Source organism: Aeribacillus sp. FSL K6-1305, from assembly GCF_038050115.1.
Lineage (GTDB): Bacteria > Bacillota > Bacilli > Bacillales > Aeribacillaceae > Aeribacillus > Aeribacillus composti.
The window spans coordinates 582,278-603,589 of record NZ_JBBOQV010000001.1; the positions used below are offsets into that span (position 1 = coordinate 582,278).

The 21,312-nt window shown below is 38.9% G+C and carries 17 protein-coding genes, 2 tRNA genes and 1 pseudogene; 11 read left to right on the plus strand and 9 right to left on the minus strand.

All coding sequences use genetic code 11. The features are described 5' to 3' along the window. Window positions 1-84: 84 nt before the first annotated feature. Together NST97_RS02745 and ilvD are read left to right on the plus strand one after the other, a co-directional pair. Window positions 85-864: a TIGR00266 family protein gene (locus NST97_RS02745; protein WP_341342897.1), complete on the plus strand. Its 780-nt coding sequence runs from the start codon at window positions 85-87 to the stop codon at window positions 862-864. 162 nt (window positions 865-1,026) lie between these two features. Next, window positions 1,027-2,703 carry a dihydroxy-acid dehydratase gene (gene ilvD / locus NST97_RS02750; RefSeq protein WP_340733667.1) on the plus strand — a complete coding sequence of 559 codons (1,677 nt, stop codon included), beginning with the start codon at window positions 1,027-1,029 and terminating at the stop codon, window positions 2,701-2,703. Window positions 2,704-3,184: 481 nt separating this feature from the next. Here ilvD and NST97_RS02755 read toward each other — a convergent pair whose 3' ends face one another. From NST97_RS02755 to NST97_RS02770, 4 genes are all read right to left on the minus strand, one after another. Continuing rightward, the gene (locus NST97_RS02755) at window positions 3,185-4,723 is read right to left on the minus strand and encodes a solute symporter family protein (protein ID WP_340733668.1); all 1,539 of its coding nucleotides are present in this window, start codon (window positions 4,721-4,723) and stop codon (window positions 3,185-3,187) included. 20 nt (window positions 4,724-4,743) lie between these two features. Then, entirely contained in the window at window positions 4,744-5,076 is a 333-nt protein-coding gene (locus tag NST97_RS02760; protein WP_063389591.1) for a DUF485 domain-containing protein, read from the minus strand. Window positions 5,077-5,352: 276 nt separating this feature from the next. Continuing rightward, complete coding sequence (gene msrA / locus NST97_RS02765) at window positions 5,353-5,880, minus strand: peptide-methionine (S)-S-oxide reductase MsrA (RefSeq protein WP_341342898.1); 528 nt, start codon at window positions 5,878-5,880, stop codon at window positions 5,353-5,355. Between the two features lie 54 nt (window positions 5,881-5,934). After that, window positions 5,935-6,255 carry a hypothetical protein gene (locus NST97_RS02770; protein WP_339195486.1) on the minus strand — a complete coding sequence of 107 codons (321 nt, stop codon included), beginning with the start codon at window positions 6,253-6,255 and terminating at the stop codon, window positions 5,935-5,937. Between the two features lie 552 nt (window positions 6,256-6,807). Between NST97_RS02770 and NST97_RS02775 the strand changes: the two genes are divergently transcribed. Both NST97_RS02775 and NST97_RS02780 read left to right on the plus strand, forming a co-directional pair. Continuing rightward, the gene (locus NST97_RS02775; RefSeq protein WP_339195488.1) at window positions 6,808-7,542 is read left to right on the plus strand and encodes an SDR family NAD(P)-dependent oxidoreductase; all 735 of its coding nucleotides are present in this window, start codon (window positions 6,808-6,810) and stop codon (window positions 7,540-7,542) included. A 147-nt stretch (window positions 7,543-7,689) separates the two neighbouring features. Further along, a complete protein-coding gene (locus tag NST97_RS02780; protein WP_311067339.1) occupies window positions 7,690-9,030 on the plus strand; it encodes an MATE family efflux transporter in 1,341 nt (446 codons plus the stop codon). A gap of 21 nt (window positions 9,031-9,051) precedes the next feature. Here the strand turns inward: NST97_RS02780 and NST97_RS02785 are convergent, their stop codons facing one another. Further along, entirely contained in the window at window positions 9,052-9,684 is a 633-nt protein-coding gene (locus tag NST97_RS02785) for an NUDIX hydrolase (RefSeq protein WP_130157232.1), read from the minus strand. 151 nt (window positions 9,685-9,835) lie between these two features. Between NST97_RS02785 and NST97_RS02790 the strand changes: the two genes are divergently transcribed. Together NST97_RS02790 and NST97_RS02795 are read left to right on the plus strand one after the other, a co-directional pair. After that, on the plus strand, window positions 9,836-9,979 hold the full coding sequence (locus NST97_RS02790) for a hypothetical protein (RefSeq protein ID WP_158640157.1): 144 nt from the start codon (window positions 9,836-9,838) through the stop codon (window positions 9,977-9,979). Window positions 9,980-10,296: 317 nt separating this feature from the next. Beyond that, window positions 10,297-11,487: an MFS transporter gene (locus NST97_RS02795; RefSeq protein ID WP_063389587.1), complete on the plus strand. Its 1,191-nt coding sequence runs from the start codon at window positions 10,297-10,299 to the stop codon at window positions 11,485-11,487. Between the two features lie 37 nt (window positions 11,488-11,524). On the opposite strand, the gene NST97_RS02800 is transcribed toward NST97_RS02795, so the two are convergent. Continuing rightward, window positions 11,525-12,382, minus strand: coding sequence for a TetR/AcrR family transcriptional regulator (locus NST97_RS02800; RefSeq protein ID WP_341342899.1), 858 nt, complete (start codon window positions 12,380-12,382; stop codon window positions 11,525-11,527). 149 nt (window positions 12,383-12,531) lie between these two features. Here NST97_RS02800 and NST97_RS02805 point away from each other — a divergent pair, with 149 nt between their 5' ends. Continuing rightward, the gene (locus tag NST97_RS02805) at window positions 12,532-15,678 is read left to right on the plus strand and encodes an efflux RND transporter permease subunit (protein WP_341342900.1); all 3,147 of its coding nucleotides are present in this window, start codon (window positions 12,532-12,534) and stop codon (window positions 15,676-15,678) included. Window positions 15,679-15,844: 166 nt separating this feature from the next. Here NST97_RS02805 and NST97_RS02810 read toward each other — a convergent pair. Together NST97_RS02810 and NST97_RS02815 are read right to left on the minus strand one after the other, a co-directional pair. Beyond that, window positions 15,845-15,932, minus strand: a tRNA-Ser gene (locus NST97_RS02810). 1 nt (window position 15,933) lies between these two features. After that, a tRNA-Pro gene (locus NST97_RS02815) sits at window positions 15,934-16,010 on the minus strand. Between the two features lie 141 nt (window positions 16,011-16,151). Here NST97_RS02815 and NST97_RS02820 point away from each other — a divergent pair. The 3 genes and pseudogenes from NST97_RS02820 (at window position 16,152) to NST97_RS02830 (ending at window position 19,578) form a co-directional block, all read left to right on the plus strand. Further along, window positions 16,152-17,120, plus strand: coding sequence for an MBL fold metallo-hydrolase (locus tag NST97_RS02820; protein WP_445684588.1), 969 nt, complete (start codon window positions 16,152-16,154; stop codon window positions 17,118-17,120). 10 nt (window positions 17,121-17,130) lie between these two features. Further along, window positions 17,131-17,945 (plus strand): annotated as a pseudogene (locus NST97_RS02825) (pirin family protein). 253 nt (window positions 17,946-18,198) lie between these two features. After that, a complete protein-coding gene (locus tag NST97_RS02830) occupies window positions 18,199-19,578 on the plus strand; it encodes a methyl-accepting chemotaxis protein (RefSeq protein WP_341342901.1) in 1,380 nt (459 codons plus the stop codon). 600 nt (window positions 19,579-20,178) lie between these two features. Here the strand turns inward: NST97_RS02830 and NST97_RS02835 are convergent. Then, on the minus strand, window positions 20,179-20,454 hold the full coding sequence (locus tag NST97_RS02835) for a hypothetical protein (RefSeq protein WP_063389581.1): 276 nt from the start codon (window positions 20,452-20,454) through the stop codon (window positions 20,179-20,181). A 137-nt stretch (window positions 20,455-20,591) separates the two neighbouring features. Between NST97_RS02835 and NST97_RS02840 the strand changes: the two genes are divergently transcribed. Continuing rightward, the gene (locus tag NST97_RS02840) at window positions 20,592-20,909 is read left to right on the plus strand and encodes a helix-turn-helix domain-containing protein (RefSeq protein ID WP_063389580.1); all 318 of its coding nucleotides are present in this window, start codon (window positions 20,592-20,594) and stop codon (window positions 20,907-20,909) included. Window positions 20,910-21,312: the final 403 nt, after the last annotated feature.

Genomic DNA, 21,312 nt, shown 5'->3' on the forward strand with positions numbered 1-21,312 from the left:
AAAAAAATTATGGCAATATGGATGAAAAAGAGCTATGATGAGTATATTACATATTCAAAAAATTACAATTATTGGGGTGAAACTATGGTCGCTCATGAAATTGAATACAAACTTCATGGAGACGATATGCAATTTGTCGAAATTGAACTTGATCCTGGCGAAAGCGCCATAGCAGAAGCCGGCGCCATGATGATGATGGACGATGGTATTGAAATGGAAACAGTTTTTGGTGACGGAAGTAATCAATCAAAAGGTTTATTAGGTAAACTGGTTGGCGCAGGGAAGCGTTTGATTACTGGAGAAAGCTTATTTATGACAGTGTTTACAAATCATCAGATGGAAAAAAAACGTGTTTCCTTTGCCGCTCCGTATCCCGGAAAAATTATTCCGCTTGATTTAAAGGAATTCGGCGGGAAGGTCATTTGTCAAAAGGATTCATTTCTTTGCGCTGCAAAAGGGGTTTCCGTCGGAGTTGAATTTCAACGGAAATTAGGGACAGGATTTTTCGGCGGTGAAGGATTTATTATGCAGAAGCTTGAGGGAGATGGATTAGCTTTTCTTCATGCAGGCGGAACGATTATCCAGAAGGATTTGCTCCCAGGAGAAAAACTTAAAATTGATACAGGCTGTTTAGTAGCAATGACAAAAGATGTTGATTACAATATCGAATTTGTCGGCAAAGTGAAAACGGCATTCTTTGGCGGCGAAGGTCTGTTTTTCGCAACCGTACGTGGACCGGGTTCTGTTTGGGTGCAATCATTGCCCTTCAGCCGTTTAGCTGACAGAGTTTTGGCCGCGCAAAGTGGAGGCAAAGATGAAGGCAGCATTTTAGGCGGAATTGGGGATTTATTTGATGGAGATTGATTATTTGCAATGACAAGAGGAAGCGGCTCATACGATTCCTCTTTTTTTAATGAAAAAGGCCATAATAAAAACCTTTGTGAAAAAAATAAAATAGTAGTATAATATTTAAATATTAAAATTAATTGAAAATTAAAAAAGGAATTAAAAGCGGGGGGATTTATTTTGGCGCAATTACGCAGCAACATGATCAAGAAAGGGTTTGACCGTGCACCGCATCGAAGCTTGTTGCGCGCAGCTGGTGTAAAAGAAGAAGATTTTGATAAACCGTTTATTGCGGTTGTTAATTCATATGTGGACATTATTCCAGGCCATGTTCACTTACAAGAATTTGGAAAGCTTGTAAAAGAAGCGATTCGCGAAGCTGGCGGCGTGCCATTTGAATTTAATACGATCGGTGTCGATGACGGAATTGCAATGGGGCATATCGGCATGCGCTATTCACTGCCAAGCCGAGAAATTATTGCTGATTCTGTTGAAACAGTCGTCAATGCACACTGGTTTGACGGCATGGTCTGCATTCCGAACTGCGACAAAATTACGCCTGGTATGTTGATGGCAGCTATGAGGATTAACATTCCGACGATTTTTGTCAGCGGAGGGCCGATGGCTGCCGGAAGAACAAGCGACGGCCGGAAAATTTCCCTATCTTCAGTTTTTGAAGGAGTAGGAGCTTATCAATCAGGAAAAATAGATGAAAACGGATTAAAAGAACTTGAAATGTACGGCTGTCCGACTTGCGGATCTTGTTCAGGCATGTTTACAGCAAACTCAATGAACTGTTTGTCTGAAGCATTAGGTTTGGCCCTGCCAGGGAACGGAACGATTTTAGCTGTTTCGCCTGAACGGAAAGAACTTGTCAAACAAACGGCAAAACAATTAATGAAATTGATCGAAATGGATTTAAAACCTCGTGATATTGTGACGGAAAAAGCAATTGATAACGCATTTGCTTTAGATATGGCGTTAGGTGGTTCGACCAACACGGTCTTGCATACTTTAGCCCTTGCCAATGAAGCAGGCGTTGATTATCCGCTTGAACGGATCAATGAAGTGGCGGAAAGAGTGCCTCATTTAGCAAAGCTTGCGCCGGCATCTGATGTTCATATTGAAGATTTACATGCAGCTGGGGGAGTTTCCGCCGTATTAAATGAGTTGACGAAAAAAGAAGGAACTCTTCATTTAGACTGCATGACGGTAACAGGAAAAACGCTCGGTGAAAATATTGCCGGATGCGAAGTAAAAGATTACAACGTTATTCGCCCAATTGATAATCCGTTTTCTGAAAAAGGCGGACTTGCCGTATTATTTGGAAGCCTAGCTCCAGATGGCGCTATCATTAAAACAGGCGGCGTTCAAGGAGGAATCACTCATTTTGACGGCCCTGCCGTAATTTTTGATTCTCAAGAGGAAGCGCTTGAAGGAATTGCGAAAGGAAAAGTAAAAGAAGGGGATGTTGTCATCATTCGCTACGAAGGTCCTAAAGGAGGCCCGGGAATGCCTGAAATGCTTGCGCCGACATCACAAATTGTTGGGATGGGTCTTGGACCGAAAGTTGCTCTCATCACGGATGGACGTTTCTCCGGTGCATCCCGCGGTTTATCGATTGGTCACGTATCACCTGAAGCTGCGGAAGGCGGACCGATTGCCTTTGTAAAAGAAGGAGACCGTATTGTGATCGATATTGAAAAACGGACGATTGATGTGCATGTTAAAGAAGAGGAATGGAACAAACGAAAAACGGAATGGAAAGGCTTTGAGCCAAAAGTGAAAACCGGTTACTTAGCTCGCTATTCCAAACTGGTTACATCTGCTAGCACAGGCGGCATTATGAAAATTTGACGTCACTAACTGCCCCCTTTTTCAAAAAATTAAAAATTGGACAGATTTTCCTATATTATTCATAGCTGCACATATTTCTAGAAAGAAGCGACTGCCGCGTCTTTCTAGCATTTTTCAGATGATCTCACTTGATTTGGCGAATTTTTCTGATCCAATACTGCTGGAAAGATGAGGGGAAGCAACATACAGAAAGTGTGAAACAAAGATCTGCTCATCTCGTTTTGACGCATATAAAACAGAGAAAGGATTCAGAAGAAGCACGAGAACGGATTGTTTTTTTCATTAGGAAATTATGAAAGCCCATTTTTTAATGATTTCAAATGGGCTTTTTCATGTTTTAAAGTTGAAGGGGGCTGTCCAGAAAGTCAAATCGCCATTGAAAACAACACCGATATATCAACGTTTCTAAAACATTAATGGGGGCGTCAATAAGCCGTAAAAACGACTTATCAGACACCCCCTTCATCTATTTTTCAAGCGCTTACATTTCGGCTTCTTTATATCCAGTATTGGCTTTAAACGTCACTTCAGCATATTTTTTCTCATCCCGCTTGGCGGAAACAAGCGTACCAATCAAACCACCGATAAAACCTGCTGGTACTGATATGAGCGCTGGGTTTGTCAGCGGGAAAATAGGATCGCCGACAAAAAAGGCTTTTCCAGCTTCAGGATGAATGACATTTGGGCTGATTGACACTAATACAATCGCTGTAATTAAACCAGCCAGCATGGCAGTGACCGCTCCGGCAGTGTTAAATTTTTTCCAATAAATCGTATAAACAATGACGGGCAAATTAGCGCTTGCCGCTACACAAAACGCAAGAGACACAAGAAATGCAACATTTAATGATTGAGCGCCAAGGGCTAGCAGGATTGAAAATGCGGCAACGCCTACAGAAGCCCATCTTGCAGCTAACACTTGCTGTCTTTCCGTAGCTTTTCCTTTTTTAATGATCTGTCCATAAATGTCGTGCGCGAATGCGGACGCACCAGACAAAACTAAACCTGCAACAACAGCTAATATTGTTGCAAAAGCTACTGCAGAAACAAAGGACATTAAGAAATCTCCTCCAAGTGCTTTCGCAAGCAGCGGCGCCGCCATATTTCCAGCAGGATTTTCGGCTATAATCGTTTCTGAACCGACAAATTTGGCTGCACCGAATCCTAAGAAGATTGTCATGACATAAAAGATTCCGACAACCCAAGTTGCATTAACTACTGACGCACGTGCAGCTTGTGCATCTTTAACGGTAAAAAAGCGCATTAATATGTGAGGAAGCCCTGCCGTTCCCAACACTAAGGCAAGCATCATTGAAAGTAAATCGAGCGGATTTTTAAATACAATTCCTGAATGCAAATAGTTTTCGCCGTGTGGAGTCGCTTGTGACATCTCGTTAAACATGCCAACGATATTAAAGTTAAATTTCAATAAAACTAGGAATGAAATAATGACCGTTCCTGCCATAAGCAATACAGCCTTTATGATTTGCACCCAGCTAGTTGCAGTCATTCCACCAAATAATACGTAAATGGTCATCATGACTCCAACGATCAATACGGCGATCCAATACTCAATCCCCAATAACAATTTAATGAGTGCACCTGCACCAACAAGCTGTGCGATCATATAAAATATAACAATTGTGATGGAACTAAGAGCAGCTGTTGCACGGACTTTTCTTTCACTGAATCTTGAGTTGATCATATCTGCGAGTGTATATTTTCCTAAATTTCTGAGAGGCTCTGCAACGATGAATAGAACGAAGAGATATGCGGTTAAATAGCCGATGCTGTAGTAGAAACCATCAAATCCATTCAATGCGATGGCGCCTGCGATACCAAGAAATGATGCGGCTGATAAATAGTCTCCAGCTATCGCAAGTCCATTTTGCCACCCAGTCAAGCCTCCGCCGGCTGTATAAAATTCGTTTGCGGTTTTTGTTCTTTTTGCAGCCCAATACGTGATATATAACGTGACTAAAAGGATGATTAAAAACAGAATAAATGCTGGTACACTCATGAAAGTGCAGCCCCCTTATTTTATTTTATATTTTCTTCAATAATTTCTTCCGCCAATTGGTCAAATGTTTCCGCTTTTTTTACATACATCGTAGCGAACACCCAAACCATGACAAAAAGACCAAGCGAATAGAGCCACGTCCATGTAATCCATCCGATTGCTTTATGCTCCAAGATGGATGTATAACCCGTGAGAATCGGCAATAAAAAGTAAGTGATGAGAAAAACGATTATAATGGGTACAATAAAATTCCGCTTTTTTTGAATCAACTGTTGAAATTTGCTCGTTGCAACAATTTTCTCATAATCGAGAATGCGCTCCCCCTGTTCTTTTTCCTTTCCGAATGTTTCCATTGTACCATCCCCTTTCTTTGGTAATATTCGTAATTTTTTGTCAATTACAATAATAAGTTATGCTAAAAAAATAGTCAATCATTTTTGTTAAACGTTTTCAAAATTTCGTTTGTAACATTTTGGAAGTGAGAGGCTGCATTGACACACAAAATGGAATCGTTTACACAAATGCGTTTGGATGTCCGGAAATCAGGAAGCTGAATGAATGCATAATCAGTGATGGCCATTCAAAAAAACAGTAAAATCTATTGTAAGATTTTACTGTTTCGATCATTTTTATTTCCAATGCTTTCGCAAAAATTCATCCCGTCCGGAAATTTCCCGATCTTTTTTGTATGCTTCTGGATTTTTTTGATAAAAATTTTGATGATATTCTTCTGCTGGGTAAAATGGCGCAGCCGGTAAAATTTTGGTTACGATCGGTTTATTGAATTTTCCGCTTTTGGCTAAGGCGAGTTTAGATTGTTCTGCCAGCGTTTTTTGCTCATTTGAATGATAGAAAATGGCTGTCCTGTACTGACTGCCTCTGTCGTGGAATTGTCCGCCGTCATCGGTCGGATCGATTTGCTGCCAATAAATTTCAAGGAGCTTCTCATATGGAAACACCGTTGGGTCAAATTCGATTTGTACCGCTTCATAATGCCCAGTTGTCCCTGTTTTGACCTGTTCATAAGTAGGATTTTCAACATGCCCGCCCGTATAACCGGAGATGACTTTCACAATGCCGTCCCACTGGTCAAAAGGTTTTACCATGCACCAAAAACAGCCTCCGGCGAATGTTGCTTTCTCTAGCTTCTTCTCCAATTTCTTCACTCCTGGTCCAGTTAGAATGAGTTAAAGTTTAATAATATCATAAAGTTAATGGCAAATCCCGAGATTAAACAGTAAAATTTTAAATTGCCCAGCGATAATAGCTATCCATAAAATGGAGGCTATAGAATAGATCGCAGTTCGTTTTCTAAAATTTTTATATTTCAAGATAAAAAATGCTGCTACTGATAAGATGGAAAAGAAAACAGTTAAACCTAACATTCCGACAAATGGAGTAGACCAATAATAATTGTTAAAAATCGGGATGATGATTGTTGGTGTGTAAAACTTTGACAGCGAATAGATGCCAAACAGCCATGAGATAATCATGAAAACAAAGATGGAAACAGTTGTCAATTTAATTGCCAAAGGTATCTCCTTTCTGACTTTTATTCCGATCTGTTTAATTGTATTTTATGTATGCTGCACGTTGTTGTCAATTGATTAAGTTTATAAATGATATAATAAATGAGTGAGCTATCTAAAAGCGACTAAATAGAAGAAATGTAAAAATCTGCAACCGAAAAAAGGCAATACAAAAAACTTAATTCGCTTCCGTTTAGGCGAGTAGAGTTGATCTTTTTATATCAGGCTGCGTGTCTTCTGAGCTAACAGTCAATCTGTTTCAAGGGGGACTCTTTTTTCGATTTAGGGGAGGGGAAGGTTGCAAGCTTCCAGATTTGCAGCCAGATTGAACTAGTAGCTCGAACACAAGATGGTGAAACCAACCTTTTAAGTAGCCGAAGCTAAAAGGAGGGAAAAAGCTTGCATAAAAGATCTTTAGACGGTTTCTGCGTTCAACGAAAAAAGTCTATCTTTAAATGAAAATTTTCAATATTGTGGGGCTGACCCTGTTATTTCCAACGGAAGTAATCGAAAACAAGAGCAGGATTTAAAAAAACGATAAGAGGAGGAATCGACATGGTCTTTGCAGGAAAAACAGTCATTATAACCGGCGGTGCACAAGGGATCGGGAAAGCGATCGTTTCCGCCTATGCAAAAGAAGGAGCAACAGTTGTGATAGCGGATGTGAATGAACAAAAAGGAAAGGAAACAGCTGAGGAATATGGAGCGATGTTTATCAAAACGGATGTCAAAAATCATAAGGACGTCATCAAATTAATAGAAACGGTCAAACATACAACGGGAAGAATCGATATTGTGATTAACAATGCAGGTGTTTCAAGATTTAAATCTCTTTATGAGCTAACGGTTGAAGAATGGGATGACATATTACAAACAAATCTTCGCAGCGTATTTTTATTTGCAAAGGAATCGGCAAAATATATGCGAGAAAATGAAAGGGGAGGTTCGATCATTAATATTGCTTCAACAAGAGCGTTCATGTCTGAAAAAGATTCGGAAGCGTACGCTGCATCTAAAGGCGGCATCGTTGCTTTAACACACGCTTTAGCTATTTCATTGGGGGAAGACAAAATCAGAGTCAATTGTATAAGCCCCGGCTGGATTGAAACGAACAACTATGAACTGCTTACTGAGCGCGATCATCTACAGCATCCTGCAAAGCGAGTCGGAAAACCGGATGATATTGCCAGAGCGTGTTTGTTTTTAACTCATCCCGACAACGATTTTATTACGGGAGAAAATATTATTATTGACGGCGGCATGACGAAAAAAATGATATATGAAGAATAAATCTTGATAAAAGGTAAGGAAGCAAGAGAGCCCCATTCGTTCAAAAAAAGCTCTCAGCAGGACGTGGTCGTAAATCCTTCAACGAGGGGCACTTTGCTTATTCGAAGGCTGCGTCAATGTAAGATGAAAGAAAAAGGTGATTCTTGGATGAAACAGACGGATTACTCAGAAGGAAATATTTTAAAGCAGCTCATCACTTTTTCCTCGCCTATTTTATTAACGAACTTGCTTCAAGTTTCGTATCAAATAATTGACAGTTTATGGGTTGGAAACTTGCTGGGGGCTCGTGCATTAGGGGTAGTGTCTCTCTCTGGAACTGTCATTTTCACAATTCTTTCTTTCATTATCGGGATCAACCAAGCAACATTAACGATTTTGTCCCAATTAAAAGGAAAACGCGATGAACAAGGGTTGAAACGGTATGTGAATGCCTTTGTTGTCACGCTGTTTATATTATCGATTTTGCTTGGAGTTTTTGGATTTATTTTTGCTGAACGGATTTTATTTTTGCTTGGAACACCTGACAGTTTAATTGCAGATGCATCCTTATACTTGCGAATTAATTTTCTTGGAATTATTTTCTTATTCGGCTACAATTTTGTGGCGACATTGATGCGTGCACTTGGAGAAAGCAAAGCCCCGGTTTATTTTGTTGTTTTGGCTGTTCTTTTAAATGCCGCTTTAGATCCATTATTTATTTCTGGATTTCAATTCGGCATAGCCGGAGCGGCTTATGCAACAGTGATTTCCCAAGGGATCGCCTTTTTATTCGGAATATATTTGGCGATTCATTACAAATTAGTTCCTTTTACATGGCCGCGTATGCCGAAAAAAGAAGAAGTTTCTCTTATTTTAAAAATCGGGGTTCCGTCCGGCATGCAAATGATGGTCATTTCCGCTGGAGTGACGGCGATCATGAGCGTTGTAGCTAGTTTTGGCGAAGACGCGCTGGCCGGATTCGGCGCTGCTCAGAGGCTCGATAATATTATCTTGCTTCCCGCAATGGCCCTCGGAACTGCTGTCAACAGCTTGGCAGGCATAAACATTGGTGCAAATCGATGGGATCGAGTTTATAAAATTGCTCAATATGGATTGATGTATAATTTAGCTATTATGGTTTTGATATCATTGCTAATTCTCTTTTTCGCCCGTTTTGGTGTGGAATTATTTATCCAGGAGGAAGAAGCGGTGCAATTTGGTGTGAATTATTTAAAAATCGTCGCTTTCTTCTATCCGTTTCTTGGCATCAATTTTGTGTTAAACGGTGTTGTTCGTGGATCTGGTGCGATGATGCAAGTCTTAATTTTAAACATCATCTCGTTTTGGGTGCTGCGTTACCCGCTCACATACCTTTTTTCCAATTGGATCGGCGAAGACGGCATCGGTGTCGGAATGGGCGTCAGCTTTGTTATTTCCAGCTTATTCGCCTTTTTATATTTTAGGCTCGGCGGGTGGAGGAAAAAAGAATTGTTTCACGGTACAGCTTAAATAAACAGCCATCCCATAAAACTATTTTAGGGATGGCTCGCTCTTTAGCATATCGATAAAATAGTAGATCATCCGGGCTGTCAGCCCCCAAATCACTTTATCTTTATAATAATAAAAATGTTCTTCTATTTTCGGTGAATTCCATTTATATTTTTTTCCCCCGATGATGCTTTCATAAGGAAAATTTTCTTCAGGTTCTGCCCGAAAATGAACTTCATAAATTTCTGGCTTCGTTTCTAAAAAGAATTGAAAAGGAACTGTAAATACTTCGCCGACTTCGTCTTTGTTTGGCTCTAACGAAGCGTCAGGATCGATCATGCCAACAAAAGGATAAACAACCGTTCCGTAGGCAGTCATCACATAATCAAGCGGATATACATGCTGAATCATATCGGCTGAAATACCTAGCTCTTCTGATGTTTCGCGAATAGCTGTATGTTTTGCATCGTGATCGGTCGGCTCAACTTTCCCACCTGGAAAACAAATCTCGCCGGGCTGCCTTTTTAATTTTTTGGCGCGTACTTCAAACAACAAATGAACTTCATCATTTATTCGCATAAACGGAAGCAATACCGCAAATTTTACTAAACGATCCATCCCAATTATCGTCGGAGTATGATTTTTAACCTTCTTTATAATATCTTCGATCTCCATACTGTCACCTTCAATCTAACATAATCGATTAATTTCATTATAAATGAAAAAAAGAACTGGTTGGCGAATGGCATGCATATTTTCGAATAAACGTAAAAAATTTCGCAACAATAAATAAGAAGATGATGATATATATGAGAGGTGAGCAAAAATGAAGTGGTTTAAAAACAAAAAACGTACACATGAACAAACGGAACTCGAAAGAAGAACGGATGTACATGACTTATATGAACCGTCCCGTGAAGCATATGGTCAAGCCTATAACGTAGAAGATGGGACAAAAAACAAAAAATAAAAATTTTATAGACAAAATGCTGTCTCCTATTCCTTTTTAAATGGCGAAGATCTACAGAATATATAAATGATTTCTGTGGATCTTTTTTAGTTGTTAAGGATTTTTCTGAAAGTAGAAATTTCAAGGAATTGTACCTTTTGCAATAAATGAAACGCTGCAAAGATGGTCTGAAATTGCGATTATAGGATTCATATGCCGGTGGCACAATATTATGTTTCGTTTATAAAACAAAAAACATGACAATTATGTAAAATATGATATAGTTTACATATAACAAAACATATGTAAAGACATCAGAAAGAGGTGAAGTTGACAAGATGAAAGAGATGTCAACAAAAAAGCTATTAGGCATTGCGGGACTCGCATGGCTTTTTGATGCAATGGATGTCGGCATTTTATCTTTTATCATTGCCGCGTTAAAAGAAGATTGGAATTTGACGGCAGAACAAATGAGCTGGATCGGGAGCATCAACTCGATCGGCATGGCTGTAGGGGCATTTTTCTTCGGTCTCTTGTCAGACAAAATTGGCAGAAAAACTGTCTTTATTATCACATTATTGTTATTTTCGATCGGCAGCGGCCTGTCGGCTTTTACAACCACATTAGCAGTATTTTTGCTGTTAAGATTTTTTATCGGCATGGGGCTGGGGGGTGAATTGCCAGTAGCATCAACGCTAGTATCAGAAAGCTCGCCGACAAAGGATCGGGGAAGAATGGTCGTGCTGCTTGAAAGTTTTTGGGCTGCAGGATGGTTGATCGCGGCAATTATATCTTATTTTGTTATCCCTCAATTTGGCTGGCGTCTCGCCCTTATTTTAACAGCTCTTCCGGCTTTTTATGCGATTTATTTGCGCATGAAGCTTCCGGATTCAAAAAAATTCAAATCGATACAAACAAAATCAAATGTATGGAAAAATATCGCAGCTGTCTGGTCAAAAAAATATGTGAAACAAACAGCTGTACTTTGGGTGTTGTGGTTTTCTGTTGTTTTTTCTTATTACGGAATGTTTTTATGGCTTCCAAGCGTTGTGATGATGAAAGGCTACAGTTTAGTGCAAAGCTTTGAGTATGTTCTTATTATGACGATTGCACAGCTTCCGGGATACTTTAGTGCGGCGTGGCTCATTGAACGAATTGGTAGAAAATTTGTTCTTTCTCTTTATTTATTTGGCACTGCACTGAGCGCATTCTTTTTCGGATTTTCCGATACAACGGCAGAGCTTTTAATATCTGGAATCTTTTTATCATTTTTTAACTTAGGGGCTTGGGGAGCGCTTTATGCTTATACACCTGAGCTTTATCCAACAGAAATTCGCGGGACAGGTGCTGGAATGGCCGCATCGTTCGGAAGAATTGGTGGCATTTTCGGACCTTTATTAGTTGGTTATTTAGCCGCTCTCAAAGTTTCCATGGTAGCCATTTTTTCAATTTTTTGCGCTGCCATTATTATTGGAGCACTAGCTGTTCTGTTGTTTGGACAAGAAACAAAAGCGTTGGAGCTGGAGTAAAAATACAGCCTCTAAAGGAATTAAACCCTTTAGAGGCTCATTTAATTTGAAAATAATCAGCTAGTTGATTGGCCAAGTAGCGTAGTTCAGGATATTCATGGAGATTTGACAACATTCCTTTAATGACCGGAGTTCTTGGCTTTTCAGCCGTTATTTCAGCTTCTAACACTTCAATCGTAATGTTTAACTGTCCATCATCCATTATAGAACGGCTCATTTCTTTTATCTCACTTAAAATGTTCAACGGATGGCTGGGGGATTGAGGATGATTGAACATTTTGGTCATGATCTCAGCTGGAATGATGGGGTCATTTTGTTTTGCCAGCATTCCTTTAACTAAATCATCTGCTGTTTGCAAAATGTATTTTGCCAATTTTTCCTCATCTACTCTCACCCTATTTTCAAATATGAGGAACTGAATGAATGAAAAAAAGATTCCTTGAACGATAATGTTTACATCTGCTATATACTTATCAATTGACTTGCCGTAAATGTTTTTCAGATTGTTTGTTAAAAAATGAAAAAAGTCGTTTCTTAGGTTTTGTAACAACGAATCAATTTTTTCATTATTTTCTTTTAAATTTTCATGCATCTGCGTAATAAATATTTCTTTATGCGCCAAAAATTCTTTTAATTGAACAGACAATTGTTTAATAAACCGCTCTTTTGGATCTTCGTAATTTGCCCCGATTTGCTCCGTTTTTTTCTTTAACTGACTAAAAAACTGCTCCAAAATTTTAATTAACAGTTCATCTTTTGACTTGAAATAAAAATAAAACGAACCTTTCGGAATGCCACATGCATTGGTAATTTCTTGGATGGAGGTGGAAGAAACGCCTTTTCGAGCAAACAGCTTCATCGCAGCTTCAATGATTAAACGTTCTTTTTCTTTCACATGAACATCCCCTTATTGTCGGAAAAAATTTTATTAGTTTAGTTGACTACTAGTTAACCGGTCAATTATAATGACTATATAGTCAACTCATTATAAGTATGTATAAAAAAAGGAGAATTGTCAAATCTTCATGAAAGGAATGGGACTTGGTGGAGAACATTATTAAATTTTCGCTCCGTAATAAACTGGCTATTTGGATTTTAACTGTCATTGCAATTTTTGCGGGACTATTTTCTGGATTTAATATGAAGCTGGAGACGATCCCGGACATAAACACTCCCATCATAAGTGTTACGACTACATATCCAGGTGCAACCCCTGAAGAAGTACAAGAGAAAGTGACGGTTCCAATTGAAGAAGCTGTTCGCAATTTGAACGGGGTGGAAATCGTCAGCTCTAATTCGTTTGAAAATGCATCTTCTATTCAAATTGAATACAAATTTGAAAAAGATATGGAACGAGCAGAAGAGGAAGCTGAAAAGGCAATCGAACAAGTCGAACTTCCGGATGGAGCAGGAGAGCCTAAAATTGCAAGATTTAGCATGAACGCTTTCCCTGTTTATACAGTGAGCTTTTTTGATGAAGGAAAAACACTTCCTGAATTAACTGAACTGGTTGAAGACATCATTGTTCCTGAATTGAAAGGAATCGATGGAGTAGAAAGCATTGTAACTTCTGGACAGCAGGTAGAAGAGGGGCGGCTTGTTTTTCATCAAGACAAATTAAAAGAGCTCGGGCTAAATGAGGAAACAATAAAAGATTATATTCAAGGTGCGGATCTCCGTGCGCCATTAGGTCTTTATACATTTAAAGACACGGAAAAGTCTGTTGTCGTTGACGGAAATATTACGACAATTGACGATTTGAAAAAGCTTAAAATCCCAGTCACTGGATCAGCACAAGGGCAGCAAGCTGGAGAGGCGCAAATGAGCCAAGTGCCAAACGGTTTGTCTGGAGCAAATGGTGCAGTGCCAAATCAGGCGATCCAGCAGCAAAGCATTGAATTGCCAACAGTCGAATTAGGAGAAATTGCCGATATCGAAATCGTCGGAAAAGCTGAATCCGTATCAAGAACGAACGGAAAAGAAGCAATCGGACTGCAAATTGTAAAAGCTACTGATGCGAATACAGTTGAAGTTGTGAATGAAGTAAAAGAAAAATTGGATGAATTAAAAGACGAATATAAAGGCCTCGGAGTCGTTTCAACGCTGGACCAAGCGGAACCGATTGAAAAATCTGTTGAAACAATGCTGAATAAAGCGCTGTTCGGTTCGATTTTTGCAGTTATTGTCATTTTGCTGTTTTTGCGAAACATTCGTTCAACGTTGATTTCCGTGGTGTCAATTCCGCTTTCCATATTAATTGCATTAATCATTTTGCGTGAAATGGACATCACGTTGAACATGATGACGCTTGGAGCTATCACAATGGCGATCGGCCGCGTCATTGACGATTCGATTGTCGTCATTGAAAATATTTACAGACGGATGACATTAAAAGGGGAGCCGTTAAAAGGGAAAGAGCTGATTATTGCAGCGACAAAAGAAATGTTTATTCCTATTATGTCCTCAACCATTGTGACGATTGCGGTTTTCTTGCCGCTCGCATTTGTCGAAGGGATGGTCGGACAGCTATTTATGCCGTTTGCCCTTACGATTGTATTCTCGCTTTTAGCGTCCCTTTTAGTGGCGATTACTATTGTGCCGGCACTTGCTCACGTTTTATTTAAAAAAGGAGTAAAACGGAAAGGCGAAAAAGAAAAGGAAGCTGGCTTTTTGGTTACTAACTATAAAAAAATATTAAATTGGTCTTTGAACCATAAATGGATAACATCATTGATTGCGATCCTGCTTCTTGTCTCCAGTCTGTTTTTAATTCCTGTCATCGGTGTAAGCTTTTTGCCGAATGAACAAGAAAAGCAAGTTATCGTAACGTATGATCCGGATCCAGGGCAAACGCTGGAAGAAGTAGAAGATATCGCATTGAAGGCAGAAGATTTCCTTGTCGACCGTGATCATGTAAAAACGATTCAATTGTCTGTCGGAAGCGAAAATCCAATGAATCCTGGAAATCGAAATCAGGCCATTTTCTTTATTATGTATGAAGATGACACACCGAATTTTGAAAAAGAAAAGGAGAAAATTGTTAAAGACTTAAATGAATTAACGAACGAAAAAGGCGATTGGGGCACCATTGACATGATGATGGCAAGCAATGAGTACACATTGCATGTGTTTGGCGATTCGATGGAAGATATTGAGCCTGTCGCCCAAAAAGTGCAAAAAATCTTGGAAGATGAAAAAAACTTGAAAAATGTCGAATCAGGTTTATCGAAAACTTATGATGAGTTCACGTTTGTTGTTGATCAAGAAAAGATGAGCAAGCTAGGATTGACCGCTGGGCAAATTGCGATGGCATTAAGCCAACACCATGAACGGCCGGTTTTAACAACAATCCAAAAAGAAGGTCAAGACATTGAAGTTTATATTGAAGGGGAAGAGCAAACATTTGATTCGATTGATGAGATGAAAAAGAAAACCATTCAGTCCCCTCTTGGCATGAATGTGAAAATTGGAGATGTAGCGAAAGTAAAAGAAGGCGAAACATCCAATACGATTACTAGACGCGACGGAAAATTTGCAGTTTCGGTCAGCGGAGAGATTACTACTAATGACGTTAGCCAAGTAAATGCAAACATTCAAAAGAAAATAGATGGTTTAGAATTGCCGCCTGGTGTGAACATTGAAACAGGTGGAGTGTCCGAACAGATCAATGAGTCGTTTTCACAATTAGGATTGGCTATGCTCGCTGCCATCGCTGTTGTCTACTTTGTGCTGGTGGTTACGTTTAGTCAAGGACTTGCGCCTTTTGCCATTCTATTTTCACTTCCATTTACCGTCATCGGCGGATTTGTAGCGCTATGGCTTGGGGGAGAAACATTGAGCGTTTCAGCTTTGATCGGCGCGCTCATGTTAATCGGTATTGTTGTGACGAATGCGATTGTGTTAATTGACCGTGTCATTCATAAAGAGCGTGAAGGACTTTCTACAAGAGATGCGCTCATTGAAGCAGGGGCAACTCGTCTAAGACCGATTTTAATGACTGCGCTGGCAACAGTTGGAGCATTGCTTCCTCTCGCATTAGGTTATGAAGGAGATGGAGGCATGATCTCGAGAGGACTTGGTTTAACCGTCATAGGCGGATTGACCAGCTCGACTTTGCTGACTCTCATCATTGTTCCGATCGTCTATGAAGTATTAAGCAAATTTAGAAGAAAAGCTCCAATCGAGGAATGATAAGAAAAAACCTGAAAAGCACTGAATAGGCTTTTCAGGTTTTTTGCATAACTTGCTGAAACAGTTTTTATGAAAATAAGAATATCAATTGTTTTAAAATTTTTAAAAGGGTCAATTATTCAAATTCCGGCAATAAAAAAACGCGCTAAAAAGCGCGTTTTTTAAACGGAGAAGGTGAGATTCGAACTCACGCGGCGGTTGCCCGCCCTAACGCATTTCGAGTGCGTCCCCTTCAACCACTTGGGTACTTCTCCATGGTCGGGAAGACAGGATTTGAACCTGCGACCCCCACGTCCCGAACGTGGTGCTCTGCCAAGCTGAGCTACTTCCCGAAAAACGTCAGCATTGATATTATATATTAAAATAAAAAATTTGTCATCAAAAAATTTTAACCAATCAACAAAAAGTTTGGAAAAGGAAATTAATCTTTTTTTGTTGAATTATGTAGTAGGCAAATAAAAGAAAGGAGTCACATAACATTGAAGGTACAAAACATTGGCGATGACATCACATTAATTGATCTTTTTGACTTAGGATTAGAAAACAGAACAGGGGCTTACGTTCTTCACGAAAAAGAGCTGACCATCATCGAAACAAGCGCGAGCCCGTCTGTCCCATATTTATTAAAAGGTCTTGAAAGTTTAGGAATTGATCCGAAGGATGTTAACAACATCATTGTTACGCACATTCATTTAGATCATTCGGGAGGTGTCGGGCTTTTTCTTGAACATTGCCCAAAAGCAAAAGTGTTCGTCCACCCCCGCGGGAAACGTCATTTGCAAGATCCATCGAGATTAATTGCCAGCGCCAAAACGGTGTATGGAGAGGAGCAATTTCAAAAATTGTTTGACCCGATTTTGCCCGTGCCAGAAGACCAGCTAGTTGTAAAAGAAGATTTGGAAACGCTTCAAGTAGGCGATGATCGCGTGCTGACATTTTATCACACACCAGGTCATGCGAATCACCATTTTTGTATACATGATTCCAAAAGCAACGGCATCTTTACCGGCGACACGATCGGGGTTTTTTATTCAATGCTCTTAGATTCAGACTTAGAGTTTTATTTGCCGTCTACTTCTCCTAACCAGTTCGATCCGGATAAAATGCTTGAATCATGCGAAAGAATCGAAGCATTAAACGTTTCGAAAATATTTTTCGGTCATTTTGGCATGAGCGAGCATCCAGAGGAAGTTTATAAACAGCTAAAATATTGGCTGGACATTTTTGTAGATCAAGGCAAAGCGGTTGTAAAAGAGCATGGAAGCTTGCCGTTTGAAGAAAAATCAAAGCTTCTATCTGATAGATTGTACAGCACGTTGCAAGATTACTTAAAGAAAAAACATATTTCCGAAGATCATCAAGTGCACGAGTATTTAAAAATCGATATGGGCATTTGTGCGCAAGGGATTATTGATTACTTGCAAAAAGCAGAAAATAGATAAGGAGGCTTGTATGGAAAGAGATATACGCAAAATTAAAAATGTTGCGTTCCAAACGAATAATCCGATGGGTTTATGTTAGAACCTGGTAATTGGGAGGAATATGATCGATTTTAATGCTTGCGGAGGATATTTTTCAGCAAGGGACGTTTGACCTTCATCCCCATCGGGGAATCGAAACTGTCACATATGTAATTGACGGGATTTTAGAGCATTTTGATAACAAAAATGGATATGGCAAGCTAAAGCCGGGTGATGTTCAATGGATGACTGCTGGAAGAGGAGTAATCCATCAAGAAGATCCTGCACCTGGATCTACTGTTCACAGTCTAGAGCTGTGGGTTAATTTGCCGAGTTCAAAAAAACTGACCGCTCCCCGCTATCAAAATTTGAAAAGTGCTGACAGGCCAGTTAGAAAAGAAAAAGGAGCGTTGATTCGGATTTTTTCTGGTTCGTCAAAAGGTATTCAAGCGCCGACTAAAAAATTACGTTCCTGTCATGATGGTAGAAATGATTCTGGAACCTGATGCGTCCGTTCATCAAGATCTTCCGGAAAACTATAATGGTTTTCTTTATATATTGGAAGGAAAAGGCTTGTTTGGTGCGTCCAAAACAAAAGGGGAAAAAGGGCAAGTGCTGTTTTTAACAAAGGGTGCTGAGGGAGAGGAAAGCTTCATAACCGTCACAGCGACAGACAAACTCCGGCTGCTTCTATATGCGGGAGAACCACTCCATGAACCTGTCACAGCTTACGGTCCGTTTGTTATGAACACGAAAGAAGAAATACGGCAAGCAATCGTCGACTATCAAACAGGAAAGTTTGAATGAAAGAGAATAACAGCTTGATAAACTCTCCGCCTTTTATGCACGGAAGGAGAGTATTTTTTTGTAAATAAAAATTATTTCTCGGGAAAGCGCAAAATTCAACAATGATAAAGAAAAAACGAGAAAAAAGGTAGCATCTGTCGAATGGTTGTATATTGAAATGTTTTGTGTCAGATTATGTGACATAAATCATGTTTCGTTCTTGTTCGGCTTGTTACAATAAAGAGTAAATTAGTGGAGACAGTAGGTGATAAATATGCTGTTTTTAAAAAAATGGAATCGAGCAGCGGATCATGAAGAAGATAAACAAAAAAAACAGATGGAGGATTCGTTTGCGGCACAGGTGGAAGTTGCTGCGGATCAATTAAAAGGCGTCATTGAGCAAATGAAATTAACCGCTGTTTCCCTTGATGAACGATCTTCCTCGAGTAAAAAAAGCACGTTTCAGCTATTAGAGCATATTGAGCAGACCGCGCAAGACACAAATAACGTTTCAGAAAAGATGCGTAAAATTGAAGAGGCAGCTGTAAAAATCACAGCATCTTCCCAAGAGATACATTCCTCAAGTATATTATTTTATGAACAGCTCGTAAAATCGAAAACGCAGCTGCAAAAAATACAAGAAGAAACGGAACAGCTGCGGCAAAATCATTTGAAAATTCTTGATCAAATGGATCGGCTCGTTTCTTTTTCCAAACAAATGGATCACATTCTTTCTTCGATTGGAGCGATTTCCCAAAAAACAAAAATACTTGCATTAAATGCAAATATCGAATCGGCAAGAGCCGGAATACATGGGAAAAGCTTCTCGGTCGTTGCAAATGAAATTGGAAATTTAGCAAACCAAACGCATGATGCGGTTGAAGAAACACATCAAATTCTTTCTTCGATTCAATCAGAAATTGAGTTTTCGACCAAAATGGTAAAATCGGAAAACGATCAGATGAAAAAGAATGTGGCTGAATTACTATCTTTAATTGATGTTATCCATTCTTTTCAAACATCGTTGGGCAAAATCACATCAATGGTATCGGATTCGAAAGACGCTGTCGAATTGCAGTGTGATCATGTACAGGAAATTACTACGGTGCTCAAGCAAATATCAGATATGGCTCATGAAAATAAAACATATGCACTGAGAGTTTCAAAAGATATGGATAAGCAGCACCAGCATATTGAAGAGATGATTGCCATCAGCGAGACATTGGATCAAACCTCTAAAGAGCTGCAAACGTTAGTCAAAAGGGATCAGCTTCAACAAATTACAGAAATAGATTTGGCAAAAATCAATGAAATGAAAGAAAAAGTGATGAATCTTTTATCACAATTTCCATTGTATGAACTAGATGCGGATGTTCATAAAAAAGCATTGGATCAATTTTTTGAGGAGAACGCGCATATCGAAGCTATTTGGTCGAATCGACTGGACGGTACATTCGTTTATTCCAACCCTCCTGCAGGCTTAATAAATGCAAAAGCCCGTCCTTGGTTTATCGAAGCTAGTAAAAATAAAATCTTTATATCAAGCATCTATACATCTGCTGTTACAAAAAAACCGTGCATCACCATTTCCTTCCCCATTCATAAGAACGTAGACATCGTCGGGGTTATCGGTGTCGATTTAATAGTAAAATAAGCAGATGGTTTCAATCCTTTTTGAAACGATATAATTTTCGCCCTTTTATTTAAAAATGCGGTTTCACAACCGCGTTTTTCTTTTCTCTCAAACAAGAAAATTAAAAAAAAGAGAATGAATACTCAAAAAATTTTCAGAAAGATTAGCCTGTTTTTCTGCTCGATCCATCCGCTTCTCTTTAACTCCGCAACACAATGCTTAAAGCATTTTTTTAATGATGGATAAGAACATGTCTTTTTCCTCGCTTCCATTACGAGCCGCAAAATTTCCCCTTCGCTAAAGCCGTTTCTCTTGTTTATATGGAGCAAATAAAAACAAGTCAATAAAATCCAGACACACACTTCAGACAAATTTCCTTTGGCAAATTCTTTAAAAACGAATTCCGGGACTTGAAAATACCTATTTTTTACATTTTTATGTAGATGCTGTTCAATAATTGATTCATGATGGTCTTTTTTATACTCATTATTAAATATGTAGAGAGGCAGTGAAAAATATTTACGATGTTCATAGAAAGAAGGATTTAATTCATTTGTCAACATCTTGACCCCCAAAAACCCTTTTGATCAGCATGAACGGGAAATATTTTCGTAGAATTGTTTATTTTTGGCCGGTGCCCGCTTTTGTTTCTTCCAGTTTGATAAGAAAGGAAATGACATCTGCAAGTGCTTGCCTATAAACTAGCAAATTTTGAGTATCCATCAAACAATAGATGGTTCCTTTTAAATCATCGCAATCGTTTTTGGCTATGCCCAGCTTTTTAAGCTTTTCTTCAAGCTCGTTGTATAGAGCTTTGAGCTCACGGTTTTGTCGATTTAACAAAGCTTGCTCAATTCGATTATAAGCGAATTCATTGAAAGCTTGCTCAAAGTTCATCTATGCTCACCCAACCCTTTGAAGATAAAAATGAATAAAAAATATTCATTTTTATAGTAATACAAAACGAATTGAAAGTAAAATAGGAAAACGTTAAACTATATTATAGATGAAGTAGCAAAGAAGGAATGTAACAGATGGAAATCAATAAAAAAATCGGAGAACAAATAAGAGAAGTGCGAAAAAAGTATAATATATCGATGGTTCAACTGGCCGAGGATTTGGAAATTTCTCAGCCAAGGCTTTCTAGAATCGAAAATGGTGAACAAGAAATTCCTATTAGCCTCATTCAAAAGTTTTGCCAAAGATTTAATATACCGATGGGAAGCTTTTTTAAAATGATCGATAACGAGGACATATCCCTTGTTGATGATCAAGTAGAACATATTCTTTCTACTTTAAATGATGAGCAAAAGAAAGCATTATATGTTTTTTTATCTTCTTTTCAAAAATAACCCTCCATCCCTTGATCCCTTCATGAATTCGTGACGAAAGGCAGACCGAAAATAAACGAACAAATGTTCCTTTTTATTTTACCATGTTTTGATAGTTTTTGGAAGCGGTGAGAATCCTCTTTATTTTATTTTTATGGAGAGTTGAATCACCGCTTTTTAGATCCAGGCAAGTAACTGCCGTATTATATGCACAGTAAAAATGGAACATGCTGATGCATCGGCTTAAAATATTTTGCTAGAATGTAAGAAGCCAAAAAGTATGTTTGAACAAAACTATATACAGTTGATCCACTTTTCAAAAGCATAATCAAATGGAACTTCTGAACCATTTCAATAAAAATGACTCGAAAATCATTTAAACATTGTCGTAATAAAGCGAGAAATATTTGGGATTTGAGTTGGA